The 12639-nt window shown below is 74.0% G+C and carries 10 protein-coding genes; 6 read left to right on the top strand and 4 right to left on the bottom strand.

Going from position 1 to position 12639, the window contains the following annotated elements; all coding sequences use genetic code 11:
• The first annotated feature begins 302 nt into the window (after positions 1-302).
• From EDD39_RS30635 to EDD39_RS30615, 5 genes are all read left to right on the top strand, one after another.
• Positions 303-1610, top strand: coding sequence for an extracellular solute-binding protein (locus EDD39_RS30635; protein WP_123562280.1), 1308 nt, complete (start codon positions 303-305; stop codon positions 1608-1610).
• A gap of 109 nt (positions 1611-1719) precedes the next feature.
• A complete protein-coding gene (locus EDD39_RS30630; protein ID WP_208765685.1) occupies positions 1720-3036 on the top strand; it encodes a glycoside hydrolase 5 family protein in 1317 nt (438 codons plus the stop codon).
• 647 nt (positions 3037-3683) lie between these two features.
• A complete protein-coding gene (locus EDD39_RS30625; protein ID WP_123562278.1) occupies positions 3684-4778 on the top strand; it encodes a glycoside hydrolase family 11 protein in 1095 nt (364 codons plus the stop codon).
• A gap of 263 nt (positions 4779-5041) precedes the next feature.
• Positions 5042-5914 (top strand): ATP-binding cassette domain-containing protein, encoded by an 873-nt coding sequence (locus EDD39_RS30620; protein ID WP_123562277.1) that lies wholly within the window; start codon positions 5042-5044, stop codon positions 5912-5914.
• Positions 5911-7473 (top strand): hypothetical protein, encoded by a 1563-nt coding sequence (locus EDD39_RS30615; protein WP_123562275.1) that lies wholly within the window; start codon positions 5911-5913, stop codon positions 7471-7473. Before EDD39_RS30620 ends, EDD39_RS30615 begins: the two co-directional genes overlap by 4 nt.
• A gap of 7 nt (positions 7474-7480) precedes the next feature.
• Here EDD39_RS30615 and EDD39_RS30610 read toward each other — a convergent pair whose 3' ends face one another.
• The 3 genes from EDD39_RS30610 to EDD39_RS30600 all read right to left on the bottom strand — a co-directional run bounded on the left by EDD39_RS30610 (position 7481) and on the right by EDD39_RS30600 (position 10241).
• Entirely contained in the window at positions 7481-8134 is a 654-nt protein-coding gene (locus EDD39_RS30610; RefSeq protein WP_123562273.1) for a class F sortase, read from the bottom strand.
• 38 nt (positions 8135-8172) lie between these two features.
• Positions 8173-8847, bottom strand: coding sequence for a hypothetical protein (locus tag EDD39_RS39935; RefSeq protein WP_162870260.1), 675 nt, complete (start codon positions 8845-8847; stop codon positions 8173-8175).
• A 146-nt stretch (positions 8848-8993) separates the two neighbouring features.
• Positions 8994-10241: an FUSC family protein gene (locus EDD39_RS30600; protein WP_123562268.1), complete on the bottom strand. Its 1248-nt coding sequence runs from the start codon at positions 10239-10241 to the stop codon at positions 8994-8996.
• 223 nt (positions 10242-10464) lie between these two features.
• On the opposite strand from EDD39_RS30600, the gene EDD39_RS30595 reads away from it, so the two are divergent.
• The gene (locus EDD39_RS30595; RefSeq protein WP_162870259.1) at positions 10465-11727 is read left to right on the top strand and encodes an MFS transporter; all 1263 of its coding nucleotides are present in this window, start codon (positions 10465-10467) and stop codon (positions 11725-11727) included.
• A gap of 46 nt (positions 11728-11773) precedes the next feature.
• Here the strand turns inward: EDD39_RS30595 and EDD39_RS30590 are convergent, their stop codons facing one another.
• Positions 11774-12625: a helix-turn-helix domain-containing protein gene (locus tag EDD39_RS30590; protein WP_162870258.1), complete on the bottom strand. Its 852-nt coding sequence runs from the start codon at positions 12623-12625 to the stop codon at positions 11774-11776.
• Positions 12626-12639 lie beyond the last annotated feature (14 nt).

The raw sequence follows: 12639 nt of genomic DNA, 5'->3' as shown, positions 1-12639 counted from the left end.
CCGTCCAGGATCGTGACGCAGTGTCACTGGGCCCGGGGTGGATTCTGGCCTGCTTTGACAACGTTGTCCAGTGGTTCGCGGTCGCAGTCCGGTAACGAGACTAATCCGTCATAAAGTTAAGTAAAGTTTTAGTTCTTCGGCACCTTGTGCCTTCAAAACCGCTGTATTTCAGTGTTGACCGGTCTATGGACATGGCTGGGATGTGACGTCTACGTTAAGCGTCCAACAGCCCGGAGCGCCGCTTGCGGCCGCCGGTCGCTGCTTCCACGAGCCAATGAAGATCAGCGTGAAGGATGAGCGAGATGCGCAGAGGATGGCCGGCCGTCGCGGCCGCTTCCATGGTGGTGCTCACTGCGTGTAGCAGTGGTGGCGGTGGGACGTCCGCTGCGCCGTCGGTGAACGCTGACCCGGCGAAGGTCACCGGTTCGATCACGGTGCTGACCAACCGCACCGACCAGCTCGGCGACGGGACGCTGGACAAGTACGCCGCGGAGTTCAACAAGGTCTACCCGAACGTCAAGGTGAAGTTCGAGGGGATGAAGGACTACGAGGGCGAAGTCAAGATCCGCATGAACACCGAGAACTACGGTGACGTGCTGCCGATCCCCTCCGACCTGTCGATCGCCCAGTTCCCCAACTTCTTCTCCTCGCTGGGGTCTTCGGACGAGCTGTCGAAGACCTACCAGTGGACCGACTACGCGACGGTCGACAGCAAGGTCTACGGCATCGCCAACTTCGGCACGGTGACCGGCTTCGTCTACAACAAGAAGGTGTGGGCCGACGCCGGCGTCACCGCCTGGCCCAGGACCCCGGAGGAGTTCCTGGCCGACCTGAAGGCGATCAAGGCCAAGGGGCAGGCGGTCCCGTACTACACCAACTACCACGACGGCTGGCCGCTGCGGCAGTGGACGGACGCGATCGGCTCGCCGTCCTGCGACGAGGGCGCCAAGGACGAGCTCGCCACCACCGCGCAGCCGTGGGCGGCCGGGGGCGACCTGAACACCATCGACAGCCTGGTGTACGCCATCGTCGACCAGAAGCTGTCCGAGGACGACCCGACGACCACCAACTGGGACCAGTCGAAGGTGATGCTGGGCACCGGGAAGGTCGGGGCGATGTACCTGGGCTCGTGGTCGGTGTCGCAGATGCGCGACGCGGCCACCAAGGCCGGGGCGGACCCGGAGGACATCGGCTACATGCCGTTCCCCTCCACGTCGGGGAAGCTGTGCAGCGTCCTGCAGCCGGACTACAAGTACGCGATCAACAAGCACTCCAAGAACCAGGAGGCCGCGCGGGCGTGGCTGGACTGGTACATCGCCAAGTCCGGTGCGGCGCAGGCCGAGCAGGGCATCTCCTCGGTCAAGGGCACCGAACTGCCCGCCGCGCTCAAGCCGTTCACCGACAACGGGGTGCAGCTGATCGGGCAGAAGCAGGACAAGTCCGCGGTGGTCAAGAAGATCGACAAGGGCGCGGAGATCAACCTGGACGCCCCGGACTACCGGCAGAAGCTGGTCGACATCGCCCGCGGCGCGGCCCCCGGCGACCGGGACGGCTACTTCGCCGAACTCGACAAGAAGTGGTCCCAGGCCCAGAAGACCGTCAACGGCTGACCGGCCCACCCCGCGGCCCGGCCGGAACCCCACCGGCCGGGCCGCACCCGGGACTTCACGATCCCCCCAGGCGCCACCCCCACCCCACCCGCATGTCCGGAGGACGCACGTGAACGACCAGCCCCGCGCCACCAGCCGCCGCCACCTGCTCGGCGCGGCCGCCCTCGGCCTCGCCGCCACCCCGCTGCTCGGCAGCACCGCCTTCGCCGCCGGCCAGGACGCCCAGGGCGGCGGCGGCCAGGGCGGTGGCGGCCAGGACGGCTCCGGCCGGGGCCGCGGCGCCTTCGTCACCGCGCGCGGCGGTGAACTTCGCCTGGACGGGCGGACGTTCCGGTTCGGCGGCACCAACTGCTACTACCTGCACCAGCAGTCGCACTACATGATCGACGCGGTGCTGAACGACGCCGCCGCGATGGGCCTGACCGTCGTCCGCGCCTGGGCGTTCGCCGACGGCTCCGGCCACTCCTACCGGGCCCTGCAGCCCGAGCCGTTCCGCTACGACGAAGCCGCCTTCGACAGCCTCGACTACGCCGTCCAGAAGGCCGGGCAGCTCGGCCTGCGCCTCGTCCTCCCGCTGGTCAACAACTGGCCCGACTACGGCGGCATGCAGCAGTACGTGTCCTGGTTCCTCGGCCTCGCCGACGACTCCTACGGCGACGGCACCCACCACGACAAGTTCTACACCGACGCCGACTGCCGCAAGGCGTACCGGGCCTGGGCCAAGCACGTGATCCAGCGCCGCAACCGCTACACCGGCCTGCGCTACGCCGACGACCCCACCGTCATGGCCTGGGAACTGGCCAACGAGCCGCGCTGCCGCAGCGACAAGTCCGGTGCCACGCTGCTGGGCTGGGCCCGCGAGATGAGCGCCTACGTGAAGTCGCTGGCCCCGCGCCAGCTGCTCGCCGTCGGCGACGAGGGCTTCTACGGGCGGGCGGACGAGGCCGACTACCCGTACTCGAACTACGAGGGCAACGACTGGCTCAAGCTGACCGCGCTGCCCGCCGTCGACTACGGCACCGTGCACGTCTACCCGCAGAACTGGGGCGAGACCAGCGGCAACAAGCCCGGCACCGACGCCACCGGCTGGGGCACCCGCTGGATCACCGACCACCTCGCCGACGGCCGCAAGCTCGGAAAGCCCGTCGTCATCGAGGAGTTCGGCCTCCAGATCGACGCCGCCCGCGACATCGCCGACACCACCGCCCGCGACGCCGCCTACCGGGCCTGGACCGGCGCCGCCCTCGCCTCCGGCGCGGCCGGAGACCAGTTCTGGCTGCTCACCTCCCGCGTCGACGACGGCTCGTTCTACCCCGACTACGACGGCCACCGCGTCATGTGGAACAACGACCCCGCCAACCCCACCCGCACCACCGCCGAGCTGTTCGCCGCCCACGCCGCAGCGATGACCGCCGCCACGCACTGACGGCCCCGCCGCGCCGCCCGCCCGACCTGCCACGGCCCCGTGGAGGCTCTCGCCTCCACGGGGCCGTGGCGCGCTCGGCCCGGGGCAGGGGTCGGGCGTCCCGGCTGAGCCGGTAGACGGCGGTGGCGGTGGAGTCGATGGTGACGGTGGACGGCGCGGCGCGACGATGCCCTTGGCCTTGGCAGCTCGGGACGTGGTTCCTCCAGTCCAGTCCAGTCCGGTCCGGGCCGGGAGCACCCGTTCGTATCCGCGGCGCCCCGGCGCCGGGGGTCGGGCCTCGGCCCGGCCGGCATGACGATCGATCAGCACTCCGAAATTTTCGAGAAATGCGCCCTCCGTGGATGGCCGGGCTTGCAAGCTTTCACGGCGGCGCACCTCGGTCGGGCGGGCGGTCTGCATGCCTCGACCCCGGGGCGTGGCCGGTGAGCTGCGTAGATGCTCCGGCGCGGGAACCCTGGCGGTTCGGAACTGTTTCGGCGGCGTGTCGAAAGTGTTGACAGTCCGACAGGTGCGGGCCAGCATCATCGCCAACGGCGGGCCCTCACGACCGCCGATCCGCTCCGGCCGCCACCTCGGCCGCGGCGCTGCGCCGGGTCGTGCCGCGGCGCGCCCTTCCGTCCGTCCCCCACCGAAGAGGAAGCAGGCCCGTGAAGCCCATCCGTCCCACCCGAGGCGGCCGCCTCTCCCGGCTCGTCAGCAAGGCACGCATCCTTGCCGTGGCCCTCGCGGCCGTCCTCGTCGTCCCCGCCGTGGCGAACGCCGACACGACCATCTCGTCGAACGGCACCGGCACCAACAACGGGTACTTCTACTCGTTCTGGAGCCAGAACAGCGGCCAGGCGTCCATGACCCTGGGCGCCGGCGGCCAGTACAGCACCACGTGGAACAACGTCACCAACTTCGTCGCCGGCAAGGGCTGGAACCCGGGCACGACGGACGCCGTGACCTACTCGGGCACGTGGAACTGCAACGGCAACTGCTACCTGTCGCTGTACGGGTGGACCACCAACCCGCTCATCGAGTACTACATCGTCGACAACTACGGCAACTACAACCCGAGTTCGGGCGCCACCAAGCTGGGCTCGGTCGTCAGTGACGGCAGCACCTACGACCTGTACTCGACGCAGCGCACCGACGCCCCGTCCATCGAGGGCGACCACTCGAACTTCACGCAGTTCTGGGCGATCCGCCAGGCGAAGCGCACCGGCGGCACCATCACCGTGTCCACCTTCTTCAACGCGTGGGCGAAGGCGGGCCTGAACCTCGGCACCCCGAACTACGAGATCCTGGCCACCGAGGGCTACGGCAGCAGCGGCAGCTCCAACATCACGGTCAGCCACGGGACCGGCGGCACCGGCAGCCCGTCGCCCTCCCCGACCGGCGGCACCAGCCCCTCGCCCTCCCCGTCGCCCAGCCCGAGCGGCACCACCGGCGGCGGCAGCGGCTGCACCGCGACCTACGCCAACGCGTCCGACTGGGGCTCCGGCTTCACCGGCGCGGTGACCGTCAAGAACAACGGCTCCACCGCCACCAACAGTTGGAAGGTCACCATGACCTACGCCGGCAACCAGACGGTCACCAACCTCTGGAGCGGCGCCTACACCCAGTCCGGCAAGGTCGTCACGGTGAACAACGCCGCCTACAACGGCGCCGTCCCGGCGGGCGGCACCACCAGCTTCGGCTTCAACGCCAACTACAGCGGTACCAACGCCGCTCCGACCCTGGCCTGCACCACGGGCTGACCGGACGGACGCGCCGGAAGGCGGTGCCACCGCTACCAGGGTGGCACCGCCTTCCTCTTCGCGCGCCCGGCCCCGGCCGCCGGGCGGATATCTGCCGAACGGCAGATGGCGGGCCGTCCCGGATCGGCGAGGCTCGGGGCGTGAGCGACCGCAACGGACCGGAGGAACCGGTGGACCGAGGACGTCCCGAGACCGGGGGCAGCAGCAGGGGCAGGGGCAGCGGCGGGGGGAAGGCGCGCGGCGCGCAGCGGGAGGGGGCGCCGGTGATCGAGCTGGCCGGGGTCGGCAAGGTCTACCGGGGCGGCAAGCGGGCCCTGGACGGGGTCGGGCTGACGATCGGGCCGGGGCTGCTCGGCCTGCTCGGGCCGAACGGCGCGGGCAAGTCCTCGCTGCTGCGGATCCTGGCCACCGTGACCCGGCCGAGCAGCGGAACGCTGCACTACCGGGGCGTCGACGCGGTCGCCTCGCCCGACCGGCTGCGCCGCGAACTCGGCTACCTGCCGCAGGACTTCGGCGTCTACCCGAACCTGACGGCGCGCGAGTTCCTGGCCTACCTGGCCGCCGCCAAGGGCCTCTCGGCGCGCTCCGCCCGGGCCCGCACCGACGAGCTGCTTGAACTGCTCAACCTGACCGAGGCCGTCCGCCGCCCGCTGCGCGGCTACTCGGGCGGCATGCTCCGCCGGGTCGGCATCGCGCAGGCGCTGCTCGCCGACCCGAAGGTGCTGGTGGTGGACGAGCCGACCGCCGGGCTGGACCCGGAGGAGCGGGTCCGGCTGCGCAACCTGCTCGGTGAACTCGCCGTCGAGCGGGCCGTGTTGCTCTCCACCCACATCGTCTCCGACGTCGAGTCGACGGCCGGCACGATCGCCGTGCTGGCCGGCGGCCGCCTGCTGCGGCTGGGCCCCCCGGAGCGGCTGCTGCGCGAACTCGACGGCGCAGTGTGGGAGTTGACCGTCCCGGTGGCGGACGTGCCGGCCTGGCAGGCGCGTTGGCGGGTCGGGCGCACCGTCCGCACCGCCGAGGGCGTCCGGCTGCGGCTGCTGGCGCCCGGCCCGCCGTCCGCGGCCGCCGTGCCGGTGCGGCCGGACCTGGAGGACGTCTACCTGGACACCGTCCGGCCGGGGGCGGGGCGGTGACGGTGCGCGCGCTGGCCGGGCTGGCCGTCGGGGACTTCCGGGAACGGGTGCGCCGCCCGGTGTACGCGGTGACGCTGCTGGCCGCCGTCGGCCTGGGGCGGCTGGCGGTGCCGGACGCCGGCAGCCGCTGGGGCGTCATCGACGTGGGCGGCAACCGGGGCGTGTACAACAGCGCCTGGGTCGGCACCGCGACCGCGCTGGCCGGGGCGCTGTGGCTGACCGTCGGCGGGTTCTACGTGGTGCGCGGCGCGATCGTCCGGGACGACACCACCGGGGTCGGGCAGGTGTTGGCGGCCACGCCGCTGCGCTCGGCCGGGTACCTGGCGGCGAAGTTCCTCTCCAACCTGCTGGTGCTGGCCTCGATGCTCGGGGTGCTGGCGGGCACCGCGCTGGTGCGGCAGCTGCTGGCCGGCGAGGACCGCTCCGTCGACCCGGTCGCGCTGCTGGCGCCGTTCCTGCTGGTCGCGCTGCCGGTGCTGGCGGTGACGGCCGCGGCGGCCGTGCTGTTCGAGACCGTCCCGCCGCTGCGGGCCGGGTTCGGCAACGTGCTCTGGTTCGGGTCGGCGCTGCTGATCGCCATCGGCGGCCAGTCCGCGCACGCCCCGTTCGGCGGCCTCGGCGTGCAGCACGCGGTACCGTCCCTGCGGCGGGCCCTGGAGGAGCAGCAACTCGCCTACTCCCAGGGCGGGTTCAGCATCGGACTGACCGAGACCGAGCACCCGCTGCACCCCTTCCGCTGGGACGGCGCACCGCTCACCGGCGGCTTCCTGTCGGCCCGGCTGGCGCTGTTCCTGCTGGCCGCCGCGGCCGCCGTGCTGCCCGCGCTCTGGTTCGGCCGCTTCGACCGGACCGCGGGGCGCCCGAAGGCTGCGGAAGGGAGGGCGGAAGGCCGACTGCCTCCGGAGGAACGGGAGTTCACCGGGCTGCCGGGCACCGTGCCGGTACGGGCCGGGGCGTTCGGGCGGCTGCTGGCGGGGGAGGCGCGGATCCTGGTGCAGGGCGTGCCGCGCACCTGGTGGGCGGTGGTCGCGGTGCTGTCCGCCGCCGTGTTCGCGGTGCCCGAACCGACGGTGGGCGGGCTGCTGCTGCCGGTGCTGTGGCTGTGGCCGGTGCTGCTGTGGTCCCGGCTGGGCTCCCAGCAGGCCGAGCACGGGCTGGCCGAACTGCTCGGCGCGCACCCGGCGCCGCGCCGCCGGCTGCTGGCCGAGTGGGCGGCGGGCGTCCTGCTGACCGCGCTCACCGGGCTCGCCCCGCTGCTGCGGATGCTGGCCGCGGGCGACGGCGCCGGGGCCGCGCACTGGCTCGGCGGGCCGCTGCTGGTGCCCTCGCTGGCCCTCGCGCTCGGCGCGGTCAGCCGCGGCCACCGGCTGTTCCAGGCGCTCTACCTGCCGCTGTGGTACCTGCTGGTCAACCGGGTCGCGGCGGTGGACTTCATGGGCGCGGCCCGCACCGCCGGGCACCCGGACGGCCCGCACCCGCTGCTGGTCGCCGCCCTGTCGGCGGCCCTGCTCGCGGTGGCGGCCCTGGCGGCCGAGGCCCGCCGAGGGCGGGCCGGTTGACGGTGGGTCAGGTGGCGGACGTCAGGTGGGCGTACACCACGGTGTTGGAGTCGTAGCCGGTGTGCCGGTCGTAGTGGCCGCCGCAGGTGATGACCCGCAGTTCGGCCCGGCCGGTCGGCGCGTACACCTCCCCGGAGGGGAAGGCGCTCTTCGGGTAGGAGCGCACCGCGTCCACGGTGAAGGTCGCGGTGCGGCGGTCCTGCCGGGTGACGGCGATGGTCAGGCCGGGGCGCAGCAGCCCCAGCCGGTACAGCACGCCCGGGCCGTGCCGGTCGTCGACGTGGCCGACCACGACGGCGGTGCCGTCCGCGCCGGGCGCGGGGGCGTCCCGGTACCAGCCGACCAGGTCGGGGCGGCCGACCGGCGGGGTGCCGAGGGCGCCGGAGGCGTCCAGGCCGAGCGGGGTGAACGAGGCGTCCACCGAGATCGACGGGATCCGCAGCCGGGTCGGGTCGGAGGGGGCGAGCGCGGTGGTGGCCGGGACGGCCGGGGGGCTCGCGGCGGGCGCGGGCGCGGTGGGGCCGAGGGCGGGCGGGGCGGGGGCCGCGGTGGAGGTGGCGCTCCCCGGCGGGGCGGGCGCCGGGGGCCGGCTGGTGGTCAGCCCGTCGTCCACCAGCCAGACGCCGCACAGCAGGGCGACGCCCGCGGTGCCGACCCGCAACAGGGCGGCACCGCGGGCGCGCCGACGCGCGGTCCGGCTCAACGGCGGGAACGGCGGCGCCGGCGCACGACCAGGTAGCCGGCTCCGGCGACCAGGGCGGCGCCGACCGTGACCTCCGCCGGGTTCCAGTCCCGCGAGGACCCGCCGGCCCCGGCCGCGACCCCGCCCTGCGGCGTCCGCCCGGGCCCGCCCGCGCCCGGCCCGCCGGGGCCGCCCGGGCCGGAGGGCGAGCTGCCGGGCGACGGGGAGGTGCCGCCGCCGACCGGGGAGGGCGAGGCGCTCGGCGACGGGGAGGGGCTGCTGCCGACGCCCGAGCAGTCGACCATGAACACCTTGTGCTTGGCGGCGCCGCTCTCGCCCGCGAAGTTCCAGAACAGCTCGTAGTGGCCGTCGGGCAGTTGCGGCAGCACCGGCGGGGTGAAGCCGTGGCCGGTGACCAGCGTGATCTGCCCGGTCCGCACGTTCGTGGCGGTGCCGGTCGGCGGCTGCTGGTCGATGTGCCAGGTCACCTGCTGGACGGTGTCGAAGTTGAAGGCGTCCAGGTAGAAGGAGCAGACCTTCGGCTGGTCGTTCTGGTCGTCCGTCGGGGTGCCGACCTCGTGGATCTTCACGTCGCCGTTGTCGCCGGGCGCGGCGTGCGCGGGGGCGGCGAACGCGGCCAGCGGCAGCACGGCGAGGGCTGCGGCACGCAGCAGCAGGGTGGTGGGGGCCATGGGAGCTCCGGGGGAGAGTGGCGGGGGACGGGCCGGCGTGCTGCCGGCACCCTCCAGAGCGTCCTCGGAGCCGTTCGGGCGCTCGCCGCAACACACCCGAACCGGTACGACGTTTCCCCCTGACGGTCCAACGGCGGTCCCCGCCGTCAGGCGGCCTCCCGGCGGGGGCGCAGGCGGCGGGGGCGCAGGCGTTCGCCGCGGGCCAGGCGGCGCAGGCGGGAGAAGCGGGAGAAGCGGTCGCGGTTGGCGACGGAGGCGCGGTCGAGCTCCTCCATCAGGCGGCGGCCGCGGTGCTCGAGGTCGAGCTCGTCGAGGATGCGGTCGACCTCGGCGAGCAGGGAGCCGTGCAGCTGCCAGGCCTCCGGGCTCTCCTGGACGCGGCGGAGCAGCAGTTGGGCGGCGTTCTCCCGACAGGACCAGGCGGCGGCGAGTTCGGCGGCCAGCCGCTGCTCGGCCTCCTCGGCGTTGCGGCTGACCTGGGTGGTGACCAGCACCGCGAAGCTCACCAGCGCCCCGCCGACGTGCTCGAACAGCTCCTCCAGGGCGACCGCGACGTCCGGCGCGAAGAGCCGTTCGTCCGAGGAGCGCCGCTTGGCCAGGTCGGTGAGCGAACGGGCGATCACCCGGATGACGACCACGCAGATCTCCAGCGTGTCCAGCCCGGTGCGCAGCACCAGCCGGGACAGCAGGCCCTCGCTGATCCGCGGGTTCAGCCGCAGGCTGTCCTCGGCCTGGCGCAGCGCCCCGTCGACCTCGCTGATCGCCTGGTCCAGCCGCCGCGCCTCGTACAGCCGTTCGGCGGCCCGCTCGACCGGGACGGGGCGGCCGAGCTCCTCGGCCAGGCCGAGCAGCAGGTGGCGGGCCCGGCGGGCCAGGTCCTCGATCGACTCGCCGGCCGTGTCGATCCACACCGGGGGCGCTATCACCAGGTTGAACAGCAGGCCGACGCTCGCGCCGATCACCGTCTCCAGCACCCGGTCCCAGGCCTGGGTGGTGACCTGCGAGACGCCGAGGATCAGCATCGCGCTGATCGCCACCTCCTGGACGAACTCGTCGACCCGGACGAACCGGCCGACCACCAGCGAGGCCAGGATGATCAGCCCCAGGCTCCACCAGGACAGCCCCACCACGGTGGAGAAGCCGATGGCGATCAGCACCCCGACGACCACCGAGTTGACCCGCCGGATGCTGGTGGTCAGCGTCGAGTACACCGTCACCTGCACCACCAGCAGCGCCGTCAGCGGCGCGGTCAGCGGCACCGGCTCACTGCTCAGCCAGGTCGCCACCACGTACGACAGCGTCGCCGCGACGGTGGCCCGCACCGACTGCACGACGAACGCATCCCTGGCCCCGCGACGCACCACCGCGGCCACCGACTCCGGAACAAAGCGCATGCAGCCCTTCTATCCCTGCCGCGACCCGATCACACCGCGCACACGCTGACGGCGCGCCAGGGTGTGAGCCCCGGTCACAGGACAAACGCCTGTCTGGCTGCGTCCGCGGGCCGCCGCCCACGATGGCCGCATCGGACGCCCCTGTTCCCCGCGCGCGGCCGAACGCGTCTGCGGTCCGAGGACGCGCCGCGCGATCCGACGACCGGACGAGGTGGTGGTCGCCGTGAGCGACGTCTCCGACCTGACCGAACGCACCGACACGACGGTGCCAGCCCCGGAGCCGCTGCGGCCGCTGCGCTACGCCGGGGTGTTCGCGCTGCTGTTCCTGTTCGGCACCGAGACCTTCCTGGTCTCGCCGCTGCTGCCGACCATCGCCGACTCGATCGGCTCCACCGAGGCGGCCGCCGCCTCCACCGTGACCGCGTACGTCCTGGTGTACGCGGTGTGCGCGCCGTTCCTGGGGCTGCTCAGCGACCGGTTCGGGCGGCGCCGCACGCTGCTCGCGGGCGGGCTGCTGTTCGTGCTGTCGAACGCGGCCGCCGCGCTCTCCACCGACCTCACCCTGCTGGTCCTGTCCCGGGGGCTGGCCGGGCTGGCGGCCGCGGCGGCCGGACCGGCGATCTGGGCGCACATCGCGGAGACCGCGCCGGACGCGGTGCGCGGCCGGGCGCTGGGGCTGGGCATGGCGCTGTTCTCCACCGGCCAGGTGGTGGGCGTGCCGCTGGGCGGGCTGCTGGCCGGGGCGGCGGGCTGGCGGGCCGCGTTCTGGGCGCTGGCGGCGGGCACCCTGGCCGCGCTGGTGCTGCTGGCCCGGCAGGTCGCCGCCCCGGCGGCGGCCGGTGGTGCGCCGACGGGCGGCGGGGGCGGCGCGGTGCGGGCGGTCCTGGGCGGCTGGCGCGACCCGGCGCTGCGGCGGGCGCTGCTGGTCAACACCGTCTTCAACGCGGCCAACCTGGGCGCCTACACCTTCCTCGGCGCGGTCCTCGACCGGCGTTTCGGCTTCTCCGTGCAGGCCCTGGGCCTGGTCGGGGTGCTGGTCGGCGCGGGCAGCGTGGCCGGGTCGCTGCTCGGCGGGCGGCTCAACGACCGCAACCGCGGCACCGGCCGCACCGAGCTGCCGCTGCTCGCGTTCTGGGGGCTGCTGCTGGCGGCGGGCGTCGCGCTGGCCGCCGCCGCGCCGGGCGTCCCGCTCGCGCTGCTCGGCGTGCTGCTCTGGTTCACCGCCAGCGGGGCCTTCGTCACCGACCAGCAGACCCTGGCCGGCACCGTGGCCCCCGCCCACCGGGCCACCTCCAGCGCCTGGCTGACCTCCACCATGTACGCGGGCACCGGCCTGGGCGCGTGGGCGGTCGGCGCGTTCTCCGACGTGGTCCGCGGCACCCTGCTGGTCGGCACCGGCCTGGCGCTGGTCGCGGCGGCGGGCGCCTGGCTGGTCACCCGCAACCTGCGGCAGCAGCAGGCGGCCGCGGGGGCCGGGCAGGGCTGAGCAGCTGCCGTCCGGGGCCCCGTCGGAGCAGTCGTCCGGCGGGGCCTCAGGCCGTCGAGCGCAGCGGGTGCGCGGTGAGGTCGGCCATCCGGGCGGCGTCGGTGCCGGACGCGGGGGTGAAGAGCAGCACCAGCGCGGAGGGGTCGTCGACGGGGTGGAAGGAGCTGAGGGTGAGCCGGACCGGGCCGAGGCCGGGGGGCTCCACCAGGACGGTGCGGGCGGTGAGTTCGGCGACCGAGTGGCAGCCCCACCAGTGGCGCAGCTCGGGGGCGTCGCTCTCCAGGCGGCGGTAGAGCTCGCCGGTGCGCGGGTCGGCGAGGGCGGGGCCGGCCTGGGCGCGGAAGTGCTGGAAGACGTTCATGGCGAGCGGCTCCCAGTCGTGCAGGACGCCGCGCAGGCGGTGGTCGACGGCCATCAGCCACATCAGGTTGCGCCGGTCGGCGGGGACGGTCTCGGGGGTGCCCCACAGCGCCGACCAGGCGGCGTTCCAGGCCAGCAGGTCGAAGTGCCGGTCGAGCAGTACGGCCGGGCTGGCCGGCCAGGAGTCGAGCACCGGGCGGACGGCGGCGGCCAGCCGCCCGGCGGCGGTGCGGTCGGTGTCGGCGGGGACGGGCTCGTGGTAGCCGGCCAGCCGCATCGCGTGCCGCAGGCCCGCCGCGTCCAGCCGCAGGGCCCGCGCCACCGCCTCCAGGACCTGCCGGGAGGCGGTGACGCGGCCCTGTTCGAGCCAGGTGTACCAGGCGAGGCCGACGCCGGACAGCGAGGCGACCTCCTCGCGGCGCAGCCCGGGGGTGCGCCGCCGGGCGGTGGCGGTGAGTCCGACGTCGGCGGGCTGGAGGAGTTCGCGGTGGGCGCGCAGGAACGCGCCGAGTTCCTGGCCGGTGGCGGGGGTGGACACGGTGCTCGCTCCTC

The sequence above is a fragment of the Kitasatospora cineracea genome (genome assembly GCF_003751605.1).
In the GTDB taxonomy this organism is placed as follows: Bacteria; Actinomycetota; Actinomycetes; order Streptomycetales; family Streptomycetaceae; genus Kitasatospora; species Kitasatospora cineracea.
This window is presented reverse-complemented; position numbering and strand designations above follow the sequence as displayed.